We start from the raw sequence: 22,359 nt of genomic DNA, 5'->3' as shown, positions 1-22,359 counted from the left end.
AAGGATGGACCACATGAAACGCTTTGCATTGACCCTCGCTGCGGCCATAGTTCTGGCGGTTCCGGCTTTTGCCGGACCTCAATATGTTGACGGCACAGGTTTTGCTGTCTCGGGATATGACGTCGTTGCCTATCGCAGCCTGGATCAGGTGCCGGTTGGCCAGCCGCAGCACGAAGGTGTGCGCGGAAAAGCCGACATCACCGCAGAGTACAACGGTGCGACCTGGGCTTTTGCGACCGAGGAAAACCGCGCCAAGTTCCTAGAAAACCCTGCATATTATGCGCCGCAATATGATGGACACTGCGCTTACGGCGTGTCGCGTGGCGGCAAGGTTCCGGCAAACCCGAACCTGTGGCGGATCGTGGATGACAAGCTGTATCTCAACATCACCGACGTGGTTGTGGGATTTTTTGAGGAAGACATTCCGGGCAATATCAATCTTGCCGAAGGAAATTGGCCCGGTATCGAACCGAGCGACGCCTCAACCAACGTGATCCCGAAATTCACCTCTGAAGGCCCGGTTTCAAACTGATCCGGCGACACAATATCAGTGCCCGGCTGGTTCAGCCGGGCTCAGGCCCTTACCCCGCAAGCCAGAATTGATCCCGAATATCCTGATCAGCATCAAATCTGATCCGCACACTCTTGGCCCCTGGAAACTTGCGTTCGCGGATTGTATCGGGGATGATGACTTCCCCCGCACCGGTATCTTTGGACTGAAAGCTCAGAATTTCAGCGTCGGTGTGGCGTGTGCTGCTCAGGACAGTCGTTGGCAAGGCGACGCGATTTGCTCCATGATGCACGGGCGTGGTTACAAAATAGGTCAAATGCCGCCCGTAACACCCGACCGCATCAGGAACGTGGTCCGAGACACTTGCATCAGGCATTTCCTCGACATCCCTCTCATTGTGCATATGCGGCAGCACCTGGTGGGGGTTCAGCATCGCCTTGCAGGCGGCGATGTCTTCCTGCGGAAGTTCGATGATGCGTTTTTTCAAACGGGGTCGACGCGGCTGCGGAGAACCGGAACTGGCACCAGCTTTTGTTGCCAACCCTTCCTTGCGCAGAAAATCATAGGCCGCTTTGGCGCGCGAGAACCCGGAACTGTCACCGTCCTTGTGATCAGGATGCGAATGAAAGGCGATCTGCCGCCAAGCCTCTCTGATTTCACTGGAATTGGCGCAGGGGGTTAAACCCAGATCTGCCAGCGCGTTCGTGCGTGCCCGCACTTTATCGACAGGTTCCATACTCAAAACACTCTTTACAAACTACACTCTTCCAGTGTCGCCAGGGTCGTGGTTTTGTCAAATTTCGAGGCTGATTTGCAGGGCTTGCGACGACAATCACGATGCGGAGATTCAATTGTTCCGTAAAGGCGGCGTTCAGCGCGCGCGATTGTGAAACAGTTCACACATTCCGAGACGTCAAAACGCCCGGGGCAAACGTAACCCGGGCGAATCTTTGGGGTTTTTGGGTTTTAGGCGACGTTTTCCAGTTCGACCCGTGGTGAAATGCCCAGCGCAAAGCAGACATCGCGTGTCAGTTCGGGGCGGTTCAGGGTATAGAAATGCAGCTTGTCCACGCCGCCTTCGATCAGGTCCGAACACAGTTCAGTGCAGATTGCCGTGGCCAGCAGATCCTCGCGCTCGTCGCGCACCGCTTTTTCAAAGGCCTGTTCGACCCACTCCGGAATATGCGTGCCACAGCGTTTTGCAAAATTGCGGGCACCCGACCAGTTCTCGATCGGCAGGATGCCCGGCACGATCGGTTTGTCGATCCCGGCCTTGGCGCATGCGTCACGGAACCGGAAAAAGGTCTCGGCTTCGAAGAAGAACTGCGTCAGCGCTTCGTCTGCGCCAGCGTCCAGTTTGGCTTTCAACCAGTCCACATCCGCAGCCATGTCTGCGGCTTCGGGGTGGGTGTCAGGATAGGCCCCGACACGGATGCTGAACATTTCGGTTTCGGCCAGTGCTTCTATCAGCTCAACCGAACTGGAAAACCCGTCCGGGTGCGGCACAAACTTGTCCTGACCCTTTGGCGGATCGCCGCGCAGGGCGACGATATCTTGCACCCCAGCGCGTGCGAAGGCGTCTGCGATCTCCAGGGTTTCCTGCCGCGAAGCATCGACGCAGGTCAGATGAGCGGCCACGTTCAGACCCGATGACTTGTGCAGGGTTGAAACCGCGTCACGTGTCAGTTCACGCGTTGTGCCGCCAGCGCCGTAGGTGACGGAAACGAAGCGGGGATCCAAGGGGGCCAATGTCTGAACCGTATCCCAAAGGCGGAAAGAGGCTTCCAGAGTTTTGGGGGGAAAGAACTCGAAGGAAATTTCAGGATTGGACATTGTGGCCTCACTGGATCAACTGAGCCCCTTGTGCCACGACGGGCAATGTGAAACAAACTCATATTGCTCATCAATAACATGAATGCTGTTTGAAATGCATATTGAATTCCGGCACCTGCGTACGATAAAGGCAATCCACGAATGCGGCGGGCTGGCTCGTGCTGCGGATCAGCTGAATATCACCCAGTCCGCATTAAGTCATCAAATCAAAGGGTTGGAAGATCAGGCGGGAGTTGAACTGTTTCTGCGTCGCTCAAAGCCAATGAAACTGTCAGCCGCCGGATTCCGCCTTTTGAGACTGGCCGAGCAAATCCTTCCTCAGGTCGAGGCCGCGCAGAGTGAGTTTTCATCGCTGCGGGACGGGCGCACGGGGCGGATGCATATTGCCATCGAATGCCATGCCTGTTTCGAATGGTTGTTTCCTGTTCTTGAGGCCTTCAGGAAGTCTTGGAGCGATGTGGATGTCGATATTCGTCCTGGCCTGGCTTTCGACGCCCTGCCAGCCTTGCAGAAGGAAGAGGTCGATCTGGTGGTCTCATCCGATCCCGAAGACTTGCCGGGTGTCGAGTTTGTGGAGCTTTTTGATTACAACGCAGTCTTTGTAGCGGCTTCGACCCATCCGTTGGCCAAAAAAGACTATGTCGAGGCCGAGGACTTTCGGGGTCAGACTCTGATCACCTATCCGGTCGAACGCACGCGTCTGGATGTGTTCAGCCAGTTGCTGATCCCTGCACGGATTGAACCGGCAACGATCCGGCAGGTTGAACTGACCGCCGTCATTTTGCTTCTGGTGGCGTCAAATCGCGGGATTTCGGTTCTGCCGGATTGGGTCGTGCGCGAGGTCAAATACAATTCGGACTACGTCACCCGACCGCTGACGAAAGAGGGCATTACACGGCGTCTCTACGCAGCTGTCCGGTCGGAAGATCTGGAGAAACCCTTTGTGCAGGAACTGGTGAAACTGGCCCGGGAAGAGGCGCGCAAGCTGCAATCCCAGTAACGGCGTTTCCTGCGGGTCTGTTATGCGCATCATTCCTCTTGGCAATGGTGCATTGCGGCAGTATACGCGCGGTTTGACCGGACAGGAGCCTTTTGACAATGGTTGGCAGTGCAAATCTCAACATCATGATCAAGGCCGCGCGCAAGGCGGGGCGTTCTTTGGTCAAGGATTTCCGTGAAGTCGAGAATCTGCAGGTGTCGATGAAAGGTGCCGGTGATTTTGTCTCGAAGGCAGATATCGCCGCTGAAGCCATCCTGAAAGAAGAGTTGTTGGGCGCGCGACCGACCTATGGCTGGCTGGCCGAAGAGGGCGGTGCCCTTGACGGCGAAGACCCAACCCGCCGCTGGATCGTCGATCCGCTGGACGGCACCACCAATTTCCTGCACGGCCTGCCGCATTGGGCGATTTCCATAGCTCTGGAACACAAGGGCAAGATCGTTGCCGGCGTGGTCTATGACGCCGCCAAGGACGAGATGTTCTTTGCTGAAAAAGGTGAGGGGGCCTGGATGAACGACACTCGTATGCGCGTGTCGAGCCGTCACCGTATGATTGAATCGGTCTTCGCGACCGGTCTGCCCTTTGGTGGTCGTTCGGATCTGCCAGCAACCCTGCAGGATCTGGCGCGCCTGATGCCCGCCTGCGCCGGTGTCCGTCGTTGGGGTGCTGCCGCGCTCGACATGGCATATGTGGCTGCCGGCCGGTATGAGGGCTTTTGGGAACGCCGCCTGAATGCGTGGGATCTGGCTGCCGGTGTCATCATCATCAAAGAAGCTGGTGGTTTCGTGCAGGCGTTGAACCCTGAAGGCAATGTGCTGGAAGATGGTGAGGTGATCTGTTCGAACGAACCGATCTTCGATCAGTTCGCCAAGGTGATCCGGGGCTAGACGCCCTTTGGACCGGCCTTAACGACGCGGAACGCGCGGAATGCGGGATTGTGACAGCTTGTACTTCGCCTCCGGGTGGGGCGGATGTCCATGGGTGCGATCCCAGAACTGAATTCCGCCGCGTCTCAGCCACAGCGGTACGCACAGGATCAGGCCAACGGCAAACCCCCCGGTATGGGCCCAATAGGCGATGCCGCCTTCGTCCGGGTTGCTGGTGACGCTGCCAAAGAACTGTATCGCCAGCCAGACGCCCAGCATGATGAAGGCGGGAATGGTAAAGATCCTGAAATAAACGACCAGGATCAGCAGGACATCCACCCGTGCTTTCGGGAACAGCAGCAGATACCCGCCCATAATGCCAGCAATCGCGCCCGAGGCCCCAACTGTGGGGACCTGAGAGTCCGGCCCGGTGATGATGTGAATCAGGCCCGCGCCAATCCCGGCTGCCAGATAGAACAGCAGGAATGGCAGATGGCCCATCTCGTCTTCCAGATTGTCACCGAAGATCCACAGAAACAGCATGTTTCCGGCAAGGTGCATCCACCCCCCGTGCAGGAACATGGATGTCACGAGGGTTTCCAGCCCGAACCCGTCGCTGACCCGCGCCGGGATTATGGCATAGTCGAAAAACAGCCTGCTGATCCGCGGCCCATCATCCATGATTCCGACATAGCTGAGGAAGATCAGTATATTGGCCGCCAGCAAGGCATAGACAACATAAGGCGTACGCCCCGAAGGGTTGTGGTCACGGATCGGAAACATGGTGTGACGCTGGGCTTTTGTGTGACCAGCGTCAAGACAAGCTTATGCCGCACCTCCCAACAATGCAGCGTTTCCGCCCGCTGCGGTCGTGTCGACGCAGACATGGCGTTCACCCAGAACACGCGCGCGGTCGGGCTTACCGGGGATAAGCGGCAAAATCGGGCCGTCGCGGCGCGCCAGATGCTGTTCGATCTGCCGCGCTGTTTCGTCATCTCCCCACCACAACACGCCCGAAATGCCGGTCAGGTTTTCCAACCTGTGCAGGTCAAACATCCCGGTCGCCTGAATGGCGGTGCCACCCAGCGCACATACAGCATCGGCCTGCGCGCGCGCTGCGGCTTCTCCGGGCCCCATGCACAGAAGGGGCGGACGGGGATACTCGCTGAGGCGGTTCGATTCACCGGTCGGGCCGGGCAGGGATCGGGTTTTGACCGGCGCAGGTTGACCTTGCGCAGCAGGCAGATCAGCCACGGCGTCCCAGGTATCCGCCGTGCTTTGACGGTCGGGCGCACAGAACCGGATCATGTAGTTCGGCCCGCCCGCCTTGGGGCCGGTGCCTGACAATCCTTCGCCGCCGAAGGGCTGCGAGCCGACGATGGCGCCGATCTGGTTGCGGTTCACATAGATGTTGCCCGCATGGATCGCCTCGGTCACATGCTGCACGCGGTCGTCGATGCGGGTGTGCAGGCCGAAGGTCAGGCCGTATCCGGTGGCGTTGATATCGGCGATGATCTTGTCGATCTCTTGCGACTTGAACCGGGCGACGTGCAGCACCGGGCCGAACACCTCGCGTTCCAGCGCGGCGATGCCGGGGATCTCGATCAGTGTCGGTGCAACAAAGATGCCTTCGGGCGGCAACGGAAGCTCCTTCAGCACCCGCCCTTCGTGGCGCGCCCTGGTCACATGTTCGGCGATGCCCTGTCGGGCTTGCGCGTCGATGACCGGGCCGCAATCCGTCGAGATCAGCCACGGATCTGCAACACTCAGCGCATCTATCGCCCCTTTGAGCATGGTCAGAACGTCGTCGGCGATATCCTCCTGCAGATACAGACACCGCAGCGCGGAACAGCGCTGGCCCGCCGACTGAAAGGCGCTTTCGATGATCGATTGCACGGCCTGTTCGGGAAGGGCGGTGCTATCGACGATCATTGCATTCAGACCACCGGTTTCTGCAATCAGAGGCGTACCGGGACGCATGGATCCGGCCATCGCCGCACGGATTTTCAGCGCGGTGGCCGTAGACCCGGTGAAGGCCACACCCGAGACACGCGGATCCGATGTCAGCGCCGCGCCCACGGCAGGCCCGCCGGGCAACAGTTGCAGCACTTCGCGTGGCACCCCTGCCTCATGCATGAGTTGAATCGCACGATGCGCGATCAGGGGCGTCTGGGGCGCTGGCTTGGCCAGAACTGCGTTTCCGGTGGCCAGCGCGGCGGAGATCTGTCCTGAGAAAATCGCCAGCGGGAAGTTCCACGGGCTGATACAGGTGAAAATTCCCGCGGGATCGGCGTCGGGGATGTTGGCTGCATAGTAACGCAGGAAATCCACCGCCTCGCGCAGTTCCGCCACCGCATCAGGCAGCGACTTCCCTGCCTCACGCGCCAGCAGCGCAAACAACTCGCCATAATGCGCTTCATAAAGATCGGCTGCGGCATTGAGGACACGGGCGCGTTCGGCAGCAGGGGCGTCCCAGGGGTCGGCCGAAGCCAATGCCATCTCCACGTCCGCTGCACTTGCCGCGGCCACCGCGCCGGGCTTGTCCTGAGGCCGTGCCGGATTGACCACCGGCTCATCCGCTTCGGGTTTGGCCGTGTCGGTCAGCAATGGTTGCGCATACCAGTGATGAGAGCGGAACTGATCCCGTGTCGCATCAATCTGATCCAGTGTTGGTGTGTGATGCAGGTCAAAACCCTTGGAATTCGGCCTTTCAGGCTGGAACAGTTCCGGTCCGGTCGGCAGTGCTGGCGGAGGGGTCCGGACCGCAACAAACGGATCGGCGGCGACTTGTTCCGGTGGCACATCCTCGTCCACAATCTGGTTGACGAAGGATGAGTTCGCACCGTTCTCCAGCAAGCGTCGAACCAGATAAGCCAGCAAGTCGCGATGTGCCCCGACCGGCGCATAAATGCGGCAACGGGAGGTCTGCTTGTTCATTACGATCTGATGCAGGGTCTCGCCCATGCCGTGCAGGCGCTGGAACTCGAACGGTTGATCTTCGGCCATGTGAAGGATGGCGCTGACCGTGTGGGCGTTGTGCGTGGCAAATTGCGGGTAGATCCGGTCGGTCATGCCCAGCAGTTTGCGCGCATTGGCGATATAAGAGACGTCGGTCGCGGCTTTGTGCGTGAAGACCGGAAAGCCATCCACCCCTTCGACCTGCGCGCGTTTGATCTCAGTATCCCAATAGGCTCCTTTGACCAATCGCACCATAATATGGCGATCGTGACGTTCGGCCATGCCATACAGCGTATCCAGGACCAGACCTGCACGCGGGCCATAGGCCTGAACCACGATGCCAAACCCGTGCCAGCCGGCAAGGGCTGGGTCGGACATCACCGCCTCTATCACCTGCAACGACAGCGACAAACGATCCGCCTCTTCTGCATCGACGTTCAGGCCCATTCCGGCCGCCTTGGCCAGCAGAGCCAGCGCCCGCAGTCGCGGCACCAGTTCGTCCATCACACGCTGTTCCTGTGCCAGTTCATAACGGGGATGAAGGGCGGACAGTTTTACCGAAATGCCGGGGTTGGCGCGGATATCGTCGTGGATGCATGCCTCGGCAATGGCCGAGATGGCGCGGGAATAGGACAGGTGATAGCGCGCCGCGTCCGCTTCGGTCCGGGCCGCTTCGCCCAGCATGTCGTAGGAATAGGTATAGCCCTTGGCCTCCATCCCCGCGGCGCGCTTCATGGCGGACTGGATGGTCTCGCCCAGAACGAACTGCCGGCCCATTTCCTTCATCGCGCGCCCGACGGCGGTGCGGATCACCGGCTCGCCCAGCCGCTTGATGGCGCCGCGCAGGGCGCTGACCGGGGAGGCCTTGCCCTCGTCCAGCACCTTGCCGGTCAGCATCAGCGCCCAGGTCGAGGCATTGACCAGCGACGAGGAAGAGTGGCCCAGGTGCTTGCCCCAATTGGATGGCGCGATCTTGTCTTCGATCAGCGCATCAATTGTGTCGGCATCCGGCACGCGCAACAACGCTTCAGCCAGACACATAAGGGCGATACCTTCGTCGGTGGACAGGCCATATTCGGCCAGAAATACCTCCATCAACCCCGGAGAAGTACTGGACCGAATGTCGCGTACAAGCTGCGCAGCGGCGGTGCTGATGGCGCTGCGATCCGTGTCTGTCAGGTTTGCCTGCGAGATCAGGGTATCAAGAACCGCCGACTGATCGGCGTAGGTTGAGCTATCGATGAGTGTGCGCAGGCTGTGTGACATATGTCCTCCGGTCTTTGTGATAATATAATGCGGAAAATTCAGGACAACGGACCGATTATTGGCTATTGGAAGGTCAGTGTTCTGAAAATTTGGCAAAAGACAGCGCAAATGAGCTTTCCAGATCTGGATCGGTTCGACCGGTCGATTCTAAGAATTCTGGCCGAGGATGGTCGTATCTCGGTGGCCGACCTTGCGCGCGAGATCGGGCTTTCGAAATCTCCGACTCAAGCGCGGCTCAAGCGGCTTGAGGCAAGCGGGGTAATCCAGGGATATCGGGCGATGCTGGATCCGATCCGACTGGGCCTGGATCATGTTGCGTTTGTCGAGGTGCGTTTGACCGATACCCGCGAAAAGGCTCTGGCCGAGTTCAACGCAGCCGTCCGCAAAACCGCTGAGGTCGAGCAGGCACATATGATCGCGTCCAATTTTGACTACCTTTTGAAAATACGCACCGCAACGATGTCTGAGTATCGCCGTGTTCTGGCCGAGAAGATTTCATCTCTGCCGCATGTCGCCAATACGTCAACTTTTGTTGCGATGGAGGCCGTGAAGGAAACCGGTATGCTGGGTGGTTTTGAACATCAGCCTTGACCCGGCGGAAGTATGGCCCACTTTTGTTTCGTGATGCGAACGCTTGCTGCAACCTTTTTTCTGATCGCTTGTTCATGCTCGGCCATCGCCGAGACATGCCCCACTGCTCCGGATCATATTGAAGGGGTGAATGCGCTGATCAAGCAGGTCCAAAAGGCGCAATCGCAAAGCGACGCCCGGGTCATCTCGAACCAAATGTGGGAACTCTGGACAGACGCGCCGGATGCTCGGTCGCAGACACTGCTGGACCGGGGAATGGCGCGACGAGAGGCGTGGGACTTGTCGGGCGCATTGGATGACTTCAACCAGCTCGTCGAATATTGCCCGAATTACGCCGAAGGTTACAATCAGCGGGCTTTTGTAAACTACCTGAGACAGGATTTTGACGCGGCGCTGCGCGACCTGAATGTCACGATCGAAATGTCGCCAAACCATATCGGCGCACTCAGCGGACGCGCATTGTCTTTACTGGGTTTGAAACGTCTTGAAGACGCGCGCACAGCACTGTCCGCAGCGCTTGAACTCAATCCCTGGCTGTCAGAGCGGGCGTTGTTGGAAGCCGGTGGCCTTCTGGAACCGCCCGGAGAGGATATCTGACGTCAATCCCTTGATGTCGACCCAACTGGCCGACCAGCTCCAAAACAATGTCTCGGGTAGCAATACCATTCCATCAGCGTCGCAACCTGAAGAATAAGTGAGTGGCTATTCGATTAGCGCGACAGTATCCGGCGCTTTTCGGCCATGGCTTCGCGTCGCCGCTGTTCAATCCCGAGTTTGAAGGACTCTTCGACAAAGTCGATGTGATCCGTAGCCGCTTTTTCGGCCCGCTCCTCATCACCTTCGATTACTGCGCGGCCGAGTTCGAGATGTTGATGCAACAGCTTTTCACCGGTCCCATCGATTGTCCGCAGGAAGTCGCGATTGTAGAAAACGCCCTTGCGGGTGAGTTCGTAGATCGACGCCATCATGTGGATCAGGGTCGCGTTCTGGCTGGCATCAACAATCGCTGAATGCAAGGCAAAGTCTGCTTCTTGCGAAGCCTTGGCATCCTGCTCCTGCCATGCCCGTTCGTTTTCGTGGAGGATTTCTGAAATCCTTTCCTTGTCTGCCTTGGTCGCACGACGTGCGGCAAGGCGGGCGGCAAAACCTTCCTGTTCGCGGCGATACTCCAGATAGTCGAAAAAAGCCGGCTCATGGCGTTCGTACAAAGCAAGAAGCGCGGGCATCATGGCTTGTCCGGTCAGGGCAGCGACGAATGTCCCTTCACCGTGTTGAGTTGTGACCAGACCGCGTTCTTCCAGCACCTGAAGGGCCTCGCGCAGTTTTGGGCGTGACACGCGCAGCATCTCGGCCAGATCGCGCTCCGAGGGCAGTTTCCGGCCCTGTTTCAGGATGCCCGACGCGATCAGGTCCTCGACTTGTGAAACCACCGCATCGGCCAGCGATTCGTGTCCAACCGGTTCAAATATCGCCGTGGTGTTCATGAGATACTGCCCTGTGTGACGCTAAAAAGCCCGGAATAACTGGTAAACAAACATAACCATATCCGTTCAATTTTCAAGCACGAGGGTGGTCTTCCCTTGGATGAGGTACACATTTGTTTGTGAACGGTTTTTGAGAAATCAGCATGGCTTTAAGGCAGTCACTCCGGGTTTTTGCAGGAGTTTTTTGAGTCGGATCTCAAAACTCAAACTTGTCCATTGGTAAATAAAGTTATTGACTGGTTTGATCTGGTAAAGTTAGTTTACCACCGAAGCGGCGCTGGAAGAGCCTGCGCCAATGATCGGGAAAAAAACCGACCAACCCTGGAGGAGAATTCATGAAGAAGACCCTGACGAGCCTGGCCATGGTCGCCAGCCTGCTGGCTGTACCCGCGGTTGCGGCGGACAAGTTGCTGCTGAAAACACCAATTGCCTTTTCAACCGAGTTGCCGGGTCTGGGCTCGCCGATCCCTCGCGTGGCTGATCAGCTGGAACTGATGTCCGGTGGCACGCTGAAGATGAAGGTGTACGAGCCGGGAAAACTGGTGCCGCCCTTCGAAATTCTGGACGCTGTGTCCACCGGCAAGATCAACTCGGGCTACACCACGGCTGGTTACTGGGCCGGGAAAATCCCGGCTGCGCCGCTGTTCTCGGCCGTGCCGTTCGGCCCCGAGGCCGGCGAATACATGGCCTGGCTGTATTATGGCAACGGCATGACCCTGTATCAGGAGATGTATGATCAGGCCGGCTTCAACGTCAAAGTTCTGCCTTGCGCCATCATCGCGCCGGAAACCTCGGGCTGGTTCGCGTCCGAGATCAACTCGCCCGAAGACCTGAACGGGCTGAAGATGCGTTTCTTTGGTCTGGGCGGCAAGGTGATGCAGAAACTGGGTGTGGCGACCTCTTTGTTGCCAGGTGGCGAGATATTCCCTGCATTGGAAAAAGGCGCGATTGATGCGACCGAGTTTTCGATGCCTGCGATCGACGCGCGTCTGGGCTTTCACAAGCTGGTCAAATTCAACTATTTCCCCGGCTGGCATCAGCAGGCGACCGTATTTGAACTGCTGATCAACAAGGACGTCTGGAATGAATCCAGCGATCAGCACAAGGCAATCATCGAAAACGCCTGCAAGGCTTCGATGGCAGACAGCTTTGCCGAAGGCGAAGCCATTCAGCACGCGGCCCTGATCGACAACGTTGAAAACAACGGCGTTACCATCAAGCAGTGGTCGCCCGAGATGCTGGATACCTTCCGCGCAACCTGGGAAGAGGTTGCCACTGAAGAGGCCGCCAATGATGCCTTCTTTGCACAGGTTCTGGCCGACATGAACGAGTTCCGTGACGGCTATAACCTCTGGAAGACAAACGCGTTCCTCCCACGTCAGTAATCTCTCCCTCACTGACGTTGCCGGGGCGGCCTGATCCGCCGCTCCGGTTCCTGCTTCCTGATCGTCGGACTTTCTAACCTTTCACTGCCCGTATTCCGGGTTGCTGAGCGAGGAATGACCATGACCACCCAAAACAACCTCAACGATCCGGTCGAAGCCTATGAAGGCATCCTGGAACACCCCGAAACCGACCGCCAGAAAATCGCAGTTGCGATCGATGCCGGGGTCAAGGCGGTGGGTCATATGGTCATGTGGGCCAATGTCCTGCTGATGGGCGCGATCTTTGCACAGGTCTCGCTGCGTTACCTGTTCAGCCAGAACTATCCCAAGTTGGACGAGATTCAGTGGCACTTCTACGGGATCGTCACGATGATCGGCATCTCATACGCTCTGATCACCGACAGCCATGTGCGCGTGGACGTCTTGCATATGCAACTGTCACGCCGCGCGCAGCGGATCATCGAGGTGATCGGCATCCTGACCCTGCTGACCCCGTTCATCTATCTGATGGTCGATCAGGGCTATGACTATTTCTACGAAAGCCTTCGCGTCAACGAACGCTCTGACAGCCCCACCGGCCTGCCTGCGCGTTGGGCCTTCAAGGCGGTCATTCCCGTCAGCTTTGTTCTGTTGGCGCTGGCCGCGTTGGCACGCTTGATCCACGACGGGCACGCGTTGATGTACGGACCGGCCTCGGAACGTGAAGGCGCGCCACTGCGCCGTATTCTTCTGGTGCTCGCCGTGTTCGCCGCCGTCTGTGTAGGCCTGACGTTCCTGGTCGAAACGACCGAGGAAAAGCTGGTCATCGCGATGTTCCTGACCTTCATCGCGCTGCTCTTCACCGGCTACCCGGTCGCTTGGGTTCTGGCCGGTGTTGGCGTCGCCTATTGTGGTCTGGCCTATCTGTTCGACAACGATCTGATGCTGTGGACCGGGCTTGAGAGCACATTTACCGGTCTCGATTATCTGACGCTGGGCGCGGTTGTGAACCGGGTTTACGCGACCATGTCCAATGCGGTTCTGGTTGCCCTGCCGATGTTCATCTTCATGGGTCTTATGCTGGACGAATCCGGTGTGGCCGAGCGTCTGATGTCCTCGATGCAGCGTCTGTTCGGGACAGTGCGCGGAGGTCTGGCCATCACTGTGACCCTGATCGGGATCATTCTGGCGGCCTCGACCGGCATCATTGGTGCCTCGGTGGTTCTTCTGGGCGTGCTGTCGCTGCCGTCGATGATGCAGCAGAAATACCAGCCGACGCTGGCGGCGGGCGTGGTTTCGGCCTCGGGGACGCTGGGCATTCTGATCCCGCCCTCGATCATGCTGGTGATCATGGCCGACCAGATGGCGCTTTCAGTCGGCGACCTGTTCATGGCGGCGGTGTTCCCGGGCGTGATCATAGGCGGCCTGTACCTGACCTATATCTTTATCCTCGCGCTGGTGAAGCGCGACGCGGCCCCTGTGCCTGAGGGTGCAAAGGCGCCCGATTGGGCCGCCGTCAAGGACGTGCTGATCGCCGTCATCCCGACGCTGATGCTGATCCTTGCGGTACTGGGTTCGATCTTCGCCGGTCTGACCACGCCGACCGAGGCCTCGGGCATCGGCGCGCTGGGTGCCACCTTGCTGGCTTTGGGCTATCGCAAGCTGACCTTCCAGAAGCTCTGGAATGTGCTGGTTTCGACCTTCAACACCACCGCCTATATCTTCGCGATCTTCCTTGGCGCGACCGTATTCTCGTATGTCCTGCGTGAACTGGGCGGGGACGAGTTGATCGAACATGTGGTGCAATCCACCGGGTTCGGGGCAAACGGCACGATCCTCTTCATCCTGTTCATCGTCTTCCTGCTGGGATTCGTTCTGGACTGGATTGAAATCACACTGATCGTGCTGCCCCTGATGCGCCCGATTGTGAACGGTCTGGGCATCGATATTCCTGGCTTTGGCGTGCTGGATGAACCGGCACTGGTGTGGTTCGTGATTCTTGTCGCTGTGACGCTACAAACCAGCTTCCTGACGCCGCCCGTTGGCTTTGCCTTGTTCTATCTCAAAGGCGTTTGCCCGCCAGAGATCAAGCTGACGCATATCTACAAAGGCATCGTGCCCTTTGTTTTGCTGCAACTGACAGGACTCGCGCTGGTCTTCCTGTGGCCGACATTGGCCACATGGCTGCCGTCAGTCGCTTATTAAGGAGCTATCGCCATGCGTCTGAGCCAGTGTCATAACTTCCACGATTTCCGGCGGCTGGCCAAGCAGCGGCTGCCGGGGCCGATCTTCAATTACATCGACGGCGGCGCGGATGACGAGGTGACGTATCGGGAAAACACCAAGGCGTTTGACCGCTGTGAGCTGCTTTCGTCAGTTTTGCGGGGGGTGGCGGATGTGGACATGTCCGTCACGGTGATGGGGCAGAAACTGGACATGCCGGTCTATTGCTCGCCCACCGCGTTGCAGCGCCTGTTCCACCATCAGGGTGAACGCGCCGTCGCGGCAGCGGCAGAGAAATACGGTACCATGTTCGGAGTTTCCTCTCTGGGAACCGTCTCGCTGGAGGAGCTGCGCCGGAAACACAAGAACCCGCAGGTCTATCAATTCTACTTTCACAAGGATCGCGAGTTGAATGCCGCCATGATGCAGCGCGCCAAAGAGGCGGGTGTTGAGGTCATGATGCTGACCGTCGACAGCATCACTGGCGGTAACCGCGAGCGTGATCTGCGCACGGGGTTCTCGATCCCGTTCCGATTGACGCTGAGCGGCATGATACAGTTTGCGATCAAGCCGATGTGGGGCATCAACTATGTCACCCATGAAAAGTTCCGGCTGCCTCAGCTTGAGGAACATGTGGATATGGGCGGTGGGGCCAGCTCGATCGGGGGGTATTTCACCGATATGCTCGATCCGTCGATGAACTGGGATGACGTGGCGCAGATGGTGCGCGACTGGGATGGTCAGTTCTGCCTGAAAGGGATCATGGCCGTCGAAGATGCCAAACGCGCGGCTGAGATTGGTTGTACCGGCATCATCCTGTCGAACCACGGTGGCCGCCAACTGGACGGATCGCGCACGCCGTTTGACCAGCTGGCCGAGATTGTAGATGCCGTTGGCGACAAGCTGGACGTGATGATGGACAGTGGCATTCAGCGTGGCACCCATGTGCTCAAGGCGCTTTCGATCGGGGCCAAAGCCGTGGGTATCGGGCGGCACTACCTGTATCCTCTGGCTGCCGCAGGGCAGGCTGGGGTCGAACGGGCCCTTGGGTTGATGCGTGCCGAGATCGAGCGCGACATGAAGTTGATGGGTGTCACCAGTGTTGGCCAGCTCAGCCGCGAGAATATTCGTTTCCGCAATCCCTAACCCGAAACGGGGGCCAATATGACCAATGACGCGTTGATCAAACATTTCCGCTCTATCGTCGGCACGCGTCACGTGCTGATCGGAGCGCGCGCGACAGAGCGTTTTCGGCGCGGTTTCCGCTCGGGCGAGGGTGAGGCGCTGTGCGTCGTTCTGTCGGGGACTCTGCTGGAGCAATGGAAGATCCTGCAAGCCTGCGTCGCAGCCGACAAGATCGTCATCATGCAGGCGGCCAATACTGGCCTGACCGAAGGGTCTACGCCGTCCGGCACCTATGACCGGGACGTTGTTCTGATCAATACGCGTCGGATGAACACTCTGGTGCCGTTGAACGACGCAGAGCAGATTGTCAGTTTTCCGGGCGCCACGCTTTTTGCGCTGGAAAAACTGTTGGCCCCGCTGGGACGCGAGCCGCATTCGGTGATCGGTTCGTCCTGCATCGGCGCGTCGATCGTGGGTGGGGTATGCAACAATTCCGGCGGATCTCTGGTCGAACGCGGTCCGGTTTACACGGAACTTTCTGTCTATGCGCAGATCACAGAACAGGGTGATCTGGAATTGGTCAACCACCTCGGCATCGATCTGGGCAGCACGCCGGAAGAGATCCTCGCCAACCTCGATGCAGGGAAATTTGAACGCAACCCCGGGGCAACCAACAAACGCGCATCGGCCAGCGACTACGCACAAATCGTGCGGGACGTGAATGCGGATACGCCTGCGCGGTTCAATGCGGACAAGGCCAAGCTTTTCGAATCTTCGGGCTCGGCCGGGAAGCTGGCCGTTTTTGCTGTGCGCCTTGACACCTTTCCCAAGAACGAGGTCGAGAAGGTGTTCTATGTGGGCACCAATAGTCCCGATGATCTGGCGGACCTGCGGCGCCACATATTGTCAGAGTTCAAATCGCTGCCGGTTTCGGCCGAATACATGCATCGCAAAGTGTTCGATATTGCAGCACGCTATGGCAAGGACACGGTCGTGATGATCGACAAGCTTGGCACGGACCGTCTGCCGATGTTCTTTGCGATAAAGGGCGCCGTGGATGCCCGCCTGCGGCGCATCCCGTTGTTGCGAAATCTCACCGATCGTTTCATGCAGGCAGCAATAGCTCTGTGGCCAAGTGTCCTGCCCAAACGGATGATGGATTTTCGCGACAAGTTTGAACACCACCTTATCCTTAAAATGAAGGATGAAGGTGTGTCCGAGGCCGCCGAGTGGTTGCCGCGATTTCTGAGGGACCGTGATGGCGGATTTTTCGAATGTGACGCGCGCGAGGCCAGGATTGCAGGCCTCCATCGTTTCGCGGCGGCAGGCGCGGCCGTGCGTTACATGGCGATTCATTCGGACGATGTCGAAGACATCATCGCTCTGGATGTCGCGTTACGTCGAAACGACCAGGACTGGCTGGAGAAGCTGCCGCCTGAAATCGAAGAGCAGTTGGTTCACAAACTCTATTACGGGCACTTCATGTGCCACGTGATGCATCAGGATTACATAGTCAAAAAAGGGGCCGATCCCAAAGCGCTCAAGGCCGCAATGTTGAAATTGTTTGACGAACGCGGCGCGGAATACCCTGCTGAACATAACGTGGGACACCTTTACAAGGCCAAGCCCGACCTGGCGGCACATTACAAATGCTGTGACCCGACCAACGCGTTCAATCCGGGTATCGGCAAAATGTCCAAGGCGAAGAATTACCAATAGCCAGCTTTTCCGACGTGGACGGGTGCCGTAAAAACGTACGGCACACACGCCGGGCTTTGGCGAAAAGGGTGTTGGCGCCTGACCTTCTGACCTCATGAAGGCGGCCACGAAAACAAAACAACTTGTGCGGCGAGGGCGGCCAAAACCGAATGAGCGTCGCTTGTCAGGTACAAAGAAGATTCGGACGGTGCAGTCAGGATAATCGGAGTCGGGAAGGAATTTCGCGCTGAGGTGAGGAATTCGGCCACGATTGACGCAGATCGTTTGGTTTTGAGTGTCACACACACGCATTCGTCAGGCCACCCAAGTTTTGAACTGGCGGGTTCGTGCGGTCAATTGACAAAACACCTTTCTGTTCAGGTAAATTCAGGGATGGGTGATTTCCGCCGGGTTTTCCTAGGGTTAGCCTTGACCTACAATCGGATTGCAACTCACGCGTCCGAAGCTGCAGGCCAGAAAGCCATCTTGCATGCGAAAAATTGCAGATGACCGGAGCCAGAAAAACGCCAAATTTCCCTTATTTTTTACGTTTTTTGGAGAACTACGGGAAACCCCCAATTTCGCGCGGCGACAATCAGGGGTAAACACAACTTACCGTACTTACCACACAAACACACACACGGTATTTACTTTCCCCGATGAGGGGCTGGCCACACCCCCTCGGCCGGCCCCTCTTAACTTTTGGGGGGCAGTGGCATTGCGGATCGTTGCCAATGTCGAAGGGCGTGATGATCTTCCCGAGCTGTGTTAACTTTGGATCAACTCGGCGACGAGCGCGGGCAAGTCTTGTGATGCGCAATAGGCCACGTTGTGCGGAATTTCAGCGACCGGCGTCTTCCGATATCCTTCGGTAAACAGCAAAAACGGGATTTTCGCACGAGCGGCCGTTTCCGCGTCAACTTCGCTGTCGCCGACGAACAAACGTGGGCCAGAAGCTTGAAGCGCATCGAAGCTTGCGAACAGATGGTTTGGGTCCGGTTTTCGCGTCGAAAGGCTGTCGCCGCCAAGAACAACGTCGAAATATTGGGACAGGTCCAGTGCTTCAAGCACATGCCGTGCGGGCGCTTCTGGTTTGTTGGTGCAGACACCCAAAGCGCACCCCATCTGTCGCAAGGCAACCAGCGCTTCGGGGACACCGGGGTAGGGAACAGTCGTTTCGCTTGCAGCAGCATTGTAATGTTTCAGGGTCAGCTGCGTCAGCTCCGCGTGGCGATCCAACGGCAGGCCGCAATGGCGGATCATGCGCTCGACCAGTTTGGGTAAGCCGTTGCCGACGAATCCTTTGATGACGTCATGCGACAAGGGATCGTGCCCAACATCGTCCAGCGTGCGGTTGGCTGCTGCCGCCAGATCCCCCAGGCTGTCCACCAGCGTTCCGTCCAGATCAAATACAACTGCTGCGGTCATATTTTACGCGCCTTTCATCATCTGGCCCAAGACCTAACGCGCCTTGTGCCGGTCCGCAATCGCTTGTGTAAAAACGACACTTGACAATCCTTACTAAAATAATCAGATAAAGCTTCAGGAACAGAAAGCCAGCCCTTTCGGGGTCAGCCAGATCACATGAAACGCGATAGATATGGCACCATGCCGAAACGCTCTGGAGATGTCCCGATGAACGTACAGAACCCGACCCCAACCCAAGGTTACGCTGTCTCGATGCTTCCCGCGCACAAGGCCGAGGATCTGACCAAGGGCGGCAACCTAGCCCACATAGAACTGGGTGATCAGCTCTATACCCTGCGCATCACCCGCGCAGGCAAACTGATCCTGACGAAATGAGCGCGCCTTTCAAGCGCGGTGGCGCAGCGGTGGGCCGTCTTGCCGATCTCGAACCCGTCGAAGCGAGTGCCGTGATGTATCTGCGGATGTGGAGCGACGGTGAGGGCGGCCGCGCCGATGCTGCCAGCGACTTTCAAGTCGCGCTGGGCTCGGATTGCGGGCGTGCCGCAATGCTGACCCTGGATCGCTTATGTTCGCTATGCGCCACCCATGGCCGCCGCCCTCTGATCCGGCATGGTCTTGGATGTGCTTGCCTTGGCGCGGATGAGAATTGCTTTGCCCAGATGATCGCGGCAGCGTCCGAAGGGGCGCGTGAAGATGCGATGATGCTGGCGTCCTTGATCGTACGTCCGGATTTTGCCCCCGCTTTGGCGTCCCTGTCGGAAGAACTGGGCCTGACTCTCAGACGTATGACGGCAGGTTTCAAAATGCCGATCACCGGCAGCCAGACTCCCTCGGCCGTGCTCCACTGACCCTGAGTGTTGAACGGCCAAACCCCGGCAATACGCCGGGGTTTTTTCACTCAGCAGCACCCGCATCCGGCATGGTGATGGTCATGATCGCAAACAAGGGCAGGGGTGAAGTCACCTACCTCGGACAACACATCCCTTAACGCCCATAGGATCATGTCAACATCCTCGGCCTCGATGGTCAGCGGTGGGCGGATTTTCAGAATGTTATCCCTGGGTCCTTCGCTGCCGATCAGGATGCGATGATCGCGCATCCGGTTTTTGACATAGCTACAAATCTCCGTGCCTTCGCTTCCGTCGGGGTTGATCAGTTCCACGCCGAGAAACAGCCCCATACCCCGCACGTCGCCAACGCAACCAAAGTCGGCTTCGATCTGGCGCAGCCCCGCCATCAGACGATCCCCCATCAGGCGGGCATTGTCCTGCAAGCCTTCGTCGTCAACGATATCCAGCACCTCTTTGCCGATCCGGCAGGACAGGGTCGAGCCGCCAAAGGTCGAAAAGAACTCGATCCCGTTGTTGAAGCTGTCTGCAATCTCTCTGGTTGTCACCAGCACGCCCAGCGGGTGCCCGTTGCCGATTGGCTTGCCCATCACCACGATATCCGGAACCGCGCCCTGGTGCTCGAAGCCAAAGTAATACTCACCCAGACGTCCCAGACCTGTCTGCACCTCATCGGCGATGCAAACGCCCCCGGCAGCACGGATTTTCTCGTAAACCGCAGGCAGATAGCCCTTGGGCGGAATGATCTGTCCGCCGACAGACGGGAAGGTTTCCGCGATGAAACCTGCCACGCCCTGTCCCTTGTCCCGAAGGGCCGCAATCGCCGGATCGACAAGATCAGCAAATCTTTGCGCCCGGTCCGCATCGTCACGCTTGAATGACCCGCGATAGTCATCCGCAACCTCAACCAGTTCAACCCAGTCGGCTTTCCCGATGCCGCCCGGTTTGTTGAACTTGTAGGCCGAGATCGCCACCGCAGCGTTTGTGTTGCCGTGATAGCCGTGATCCGGCGTCACGATCCCTTTCGCCCCGGTATGGGTGCGGGCAAGCCGCAGGGCCAGTTCGTTGGCCTCGGTTCCCGAGTTGACGAAGAAGCAGACCTGTAGGTGATCCGGCAGCTTGGACAGGATCTTGTCGGCAAAAGCTGTCTGGGCCGGGTGCAGGTAGCGGGTGTTCGAGTTCATGCGCCTTAGCTGACCCGCAGCCACAGCCTGAATGCGCGGATGGGCGTGGCCCACATGCGGGACGTTGTTGTAGGCGTCCAGATAGGGGCGGCCCCATTCGTCGAACAGGTGATGCTTCCAGCCGCGCACCAGCATGACCGGATCGTCATAGGTCAAGGACAGGTTGCCCCCGAAATGCGCCCGCCGTTTGTTCAGGATTTCCGCTTTGTCAGTGGGTTGATAGAACACCTTGTCATCCGGCAGGTTCAGCAACGCTGCCGGGTTCGGGCAGACCGCGTGCCACAGCTCCATCTCGTCCGGATCGCCGACGCCAGGCCAGTCCGCTTCCATGCCATCGGTGGTGAGCGCCAGTTGGAAATGCACATGCGGAGCCCATCCACCATTCTGGCTGGCATCACCCAACTTGGCGAACGCGGCCCCCTGTGCCACCGGGTCGCCAGGTTTCAACCGGTCACAGCATTCCGGGTCCAAATGGCCATAGAGCGTATAGAATGGGTCGCCTTCGGGCGTTTCGTGATGCAGGATGATCACCCCGCCGTAATCAAGATGCTGGTCACGGTTCTCGACCACTTCAACCCGCCCACTCATCGGCGCGTACAGAACCGTCCCGGCGGGTGCAAACACATCCACCGCCAGATGCACCGTCCGCCTGTCCGAGGCTTTCCACGGACCCTTGCGGAACCCCGGCTCTGCATAGATCAGGCGGGGCTCGTTGTAGTAACCCAGCCACGGGTCTTGCCCGTATTCTTCACCTACGCGCGCAGCCTCGGCCAACGGCATGTGGAACGGGTTTTGGGGCCAGGCGCAGTTTTCGACCGAAAGCGAGCCCATGGGCACATCGCTCAGATCCTGGCCGAACAGGTCGGCAAACTGCCCCCGATAGTCCTGTAGATAGACGTGGATACGTTCAGCCCCATCAACAACCGGCAACCCGCATGCCGCCCGCAACCGCGCCGACATCAGCCCACCATTGACGGATGCGTCCTCAAGGAACCGCCAAGCGGGAGCCTGAGAGATGGTCACATAGGGATCATCCGGATTCTCGGCCGCCATCAGGGTCGAGTTGACGACCGACACGGCAAGCCGCATCCTCAGCAAAGGCCAGATCAGGTCAACCTCATCCGCCCGCAGCCGGTTGGCCGCGTGATAGCCCTTTACCAACGCAGCCAAAGCCCGTTCCGGTTTGGGGTGATCCAGCACGACATAAGCGCCGGCAATCGCCAGATCGCAGATGCGCGGTGCGGCGCACATGTCACCCAGATCGATCAGGCCTGAGATCCGCCGCCGCTCGCTCAGTTCCCCTTCGACCAGAATGTTATAGTCATTGGCGTCGTTGTGGATGGCCTGTTTCGGCAGGTCCGCAAGGACGTCCGCGATTGCAGCGAACGCCTCACAGATCTCCGTTAGCAGTTCCTGTCGCGCGGGATCCGGGATTATGCCCAACTTGTCCGCAATCCAGCCGGCCTGCATCAGATCCCATTTGAAATCAGGTCGGTGCAATCCCTCATGCTCAAACCCTTCCAAGGCCCGGTCGGTTGCCCCCAAAACGCGCCCCAGTTTCAGGATCAGCTCTTCGGATTTTGGGGCGGCCTTCGCGTAACATTGCCCCGGCAGGCACTCCAATAGCCAAACCAACCTGCGCTGTCCTTCAGAATCGGCAATCTCGGGCAGCATTGCGCCGGTCAAATCGGGGAACACCTTGGGAAACGGCAACCCCGGTGCAGCTGTTGCGATATGCGCCAGGGCCTTGATCTGGAGATCAACCAGATCGGCATCGCATCCGGCCCGCATGGCCTTCAGCACATAGTCCTGACCATTGGTGGCGTGCACCAGAAAGTTCAGATCATATTCACCATCTAACCGCGTCAAACGGGCGTCCAGCCCCCAGAGCCGCCGCAGCGCGGCCGTCCAAAAAGCATTCAAATCGTCCATTCCCGTCTCCGCTCCGATCGCGCCGGAGCCCTCTTCATCTGGCCAAAAAAA

General features: G+C 58.4%; 18 protein-coding genes. 11 read left to right on the top strand and 7 right to left on the bottom strand.

Going from position 1 to position 22,359, the window contains the following annotated elements; all coding sequences use genetic code 11:
* Nucleotides 1-13: 13 nt before the first annotated feature.
* Nucleotides 14-532, top strand: coding sequence for a YHS domain-containing (seleno)protein (locus AC2FEB_RS15440; RefSeq protein ID WP_117872564.1), 519 nt, complete (start codon nt 14-16; stop codon nt 530-532).
* 49 nt (nt 533-581) lie between these two features.
* On the opposite strand, the gene AC2FEB_RS15435 is transcribed toward AC2FEB_RS15440, so the two are convergent.
* On the bottom strand, nt 582-1,247 hold the full coding sequence (locus AC2FEB_RS15435; RefSeq protein ID WP_496674350.1) for a J domain-containing protein: 666 nt from the start codon (nt 1,245-1,247) through the stop codon (nt 582-584).
* Nucleotides 1,248-1,477: 230 nt separating this feature from the next.
* Nucleotides 1,478-2,344 carry a methylenetetrahydrofolate reductase [NAD(P)H] gene (gene metF, locus AC2FEB_RS15430; RefSeq protein WP_117867975.1) on the bottom strand — a complete coding sequence of 289 codons (867 nt, stop codon included), beginning with the start codon at nt 2,342-2,344 and terminating at the stop codon, nt 1,478-1,480.
* Between the two features lie 94 nt (nt 2,345-2,438).
* Here metF and AC2FEB_RS15425 point away from each other — a divergent pair, with 94 nt between their 5' ends.
* Together AC2FEB_RS15425 and AC2FEB_RS15420 are read left to right on the top strand one after the other, a co-directional pair.
* Nucleotides 2,439-3,344 carry a LysR family transcriptional regulator gene (locus AC2FEB_RS15425; RefSeq protein WP_117872567.1) on the top strand — a complete coding sequence of 302 codons (906 nt, stop codon included), beginning with the start codon at nt 2,439-2,441 and terminating at the stop codon, nt 3,342-3,344.
* 98 nt (nt 3,345-3,442) lie between these two features.
* Entirely contained in the window at nt 3,443-4,228 is a 786-nt protein-coding gene (locus AC2FEB_RS15420; RefSeq protein ID WP_117867978.1) for an inositol monophosphatase family protein, read from the top strand.
* A gap of 18 nt (nt 4,229-4,246) precedes the next feature.
* On the opposite strand, the gene AC2FEB_RS15415 is transcribed toward AC2FEB_RS15420, so the two are convergent.
* Complete coding sequence (locus AC2FEB_RS15415) at nt 4,247-4,990, bottom strand: rhomboid family intramembrane serine protease (protein ID WP_117867980.1); 744 nt, start codon at nt 4,988-4,990, stop codon at nt 4,247-4,249.
* 42 nt (nt 4,991-5,032) lie between these two features.
* Nucleotides 5,033-8,431, bottom strand: a complete 3,399-nt coding sequence (putA, locus tag AC2FEB_RS15410; protein WP_496674357.1) for a bifunctional proline dehydrogenase/L-glutamate gamma-semialdehyde dehydrogenase PutA — start codon at nt 8,429-8,431, stop codon at nt 5,033-5,035.
* Nucleotides 8,432-8,539: 108 nt separating this feature from the next.
* Here putA and AC2FEB_RS15405 point away from each other — a divergent pair, with 108 nt between their 5' ends.
* Nucleotides 8,540-9,022 (top strand): Lrp/AsnC family transcriptional regulator, encoded by a 483-nt coding sequence (locus tag AC2FEB_RS15405; RefSeq protein WP_299639108.1) that lies wholly within the window; start codon nt 8,540-8,542, stop codon nt 9,020-9,022.
* Nucleotides 9,023-9,034: 12 nt separating this feature from the next.
* Nucleotides 9,035-9,619 (top strand): tetratricopeptide repeat protein, encoded by a 585-nt coding sequence (locus AC2FEB_RS15400; RefSeq protein WP_496674360.1) that lies wholly within the window; start codon nt 9,035-9,037, stop codon nt 9,617-9,619.
* Between the two features lie 113 nt (nt 9,620-9,732).
* Here the strand turns inward: AC2FEB_RS15400 and AC2FEB_RS15395 are convergent, their stop codons facing one another.
* Nucleotides 9,733-10,506 carry a FadR/GntR family transcriptional regulator gene (locus AC2FEB_RS15395; protein ID WP_496674363.1) on the bottom strand — a complete coding sequence of 258 codons (774 nt, stop codon included), beginning with the start codon at nt 10,504-10,506 and terminating at the stop codon, nt 9,733-9,735.
* Nucleotides 10,507-10,841: 335 nt separating this feature from the next.
* Here AC2FEB_RS15395 and AC2FEB_RS15390 point away from each other — a divergent pair, with 335 nt between their 5' ends.
* The 4 genes from AC2FEB_RS15390 (at nt 10,842) to dld (ending at nt 16,937) form a co-directional block, all read left to right on the top strand.
* Entirely contained in the window at nt 10,842-11,891 is a 1,050-nt protein-coding gene (locus AC2FEB_RS15390; RefSeq protein WP_496674366.1) for a TRAP transporter substrate-binding protein, read from the top strand.
* A 120-nt stretch (nt 11,892-12,011) separates the two neighbouring features.
* Complete coding sequence (locus AC2FEB_RS15385; RefSeq protein WP_496884205.1) at nt 12,012-14,075, top strand: TRAP transporter large permease subunit; 2,064 nt, start codon at nt 12,012-12,014, stop codon at nt 14,073-14,075.
* A gap of 12 nt (nt 14,076-14,087) precedes the next feature.
* The gene (locus AC2FEB_RS15380; RefSeq protein WP_496674379.1) at nt 14,088-15,239 is read left to right on the top strand and encodes an alpha-hydroxy acid oxidase; all 1,152 of its coding nucleotides are present in this window, start codon (nt 14,088-14,090) and stop codon (nt 15,237-15,239) included.
* Nucleotides 15,240-15,257: 18 nt separating this feature from the next.
* Nucleotides 15,258-16,937: a D-lactate dehydrogenase gene (gene dld / locus AC2FEB_RS15375; protein ID WP_496674382.1), complete on the top strand. Its 1,680-nt coding sequence runs from the start codon at nt 15,258-15,260 to the stop codon at nt 16,935-16,937.
* Nucleotides 16,938-17,684: 747 nt separating this feature from the next.
* Here dld and gph read toward each other — a convergent pair.
* Nucleotides 17,685-18,344, bottom strand: a complete 660-nt coding sequence (gph, locus tag AC2FEB_RS15370; RefSeq protein ID WP_496674384.1) for a phosphoglycolate phosphatase — start codon at nt 18,342-18,344, stop codon at nt 17,685-17,687.
* A 207-nt stretch (nt 18,345-18,551) separates the two neighbouring features.
* On the opposite strand from gph, the gene hemP reads away from it, so the two are divergent.
* Nucleotides 18,552-18,719: a hemin uptake protein HemP gene (gene hemP, locus AC2FEB_RS15365; RefSeq protein WP_083445319.1), complete on the top strand. Its 168-nt coding sequence runs from the start codon at nt 18,552-18,554 to the stop codon at nt 18,717-18,719.
* Nucleotides 18,716-19,192, top strand: coding sequence for a hypothetical protein (locus tag AC2FEB_RS15360; RefSeq protein ID WP_496884204.1), 477 nt, complete (start codon nt 18,716-18,718; stop codon nt 19,190-19,192). The genes hemP and AC2FEB_RS15360 overlap by 4 nt, the downstream gene beginning before the upstream one ends.
* Nucleotides 19,193-19,242: 50 nt before the next feature.
* Here the strand turns inward: AC2FEB_RS15360 and AC2FEB_RS15355 are convergent, their stop codons facing one another.
* Nucleotides 19,243-22,308: an aminotransferase class III-fold pyridoxal phosphate-dependent enzyme gene (locus AC2FEB_RS15355; RefSeq protein ID WP_496884203.1), complete on the bottom strand. Its 3,066-nt coding sequence runs from the start codon at nt 22,306-22,308 to the stop codon at nt 19,243-19,245.
* Nucleotides 22,309-22,359: the final 51 nt, after the last annotated feature.

The sequence above is a fragment of the Ruegeria sp. YTSC106 genome (genome assembly GCF_059609765.1).
The sequence above is the reverse complement of the archived record's forward strand: the minus strand, read 5'-3'. Positions and strand labels throughout refer to the sequence as shown.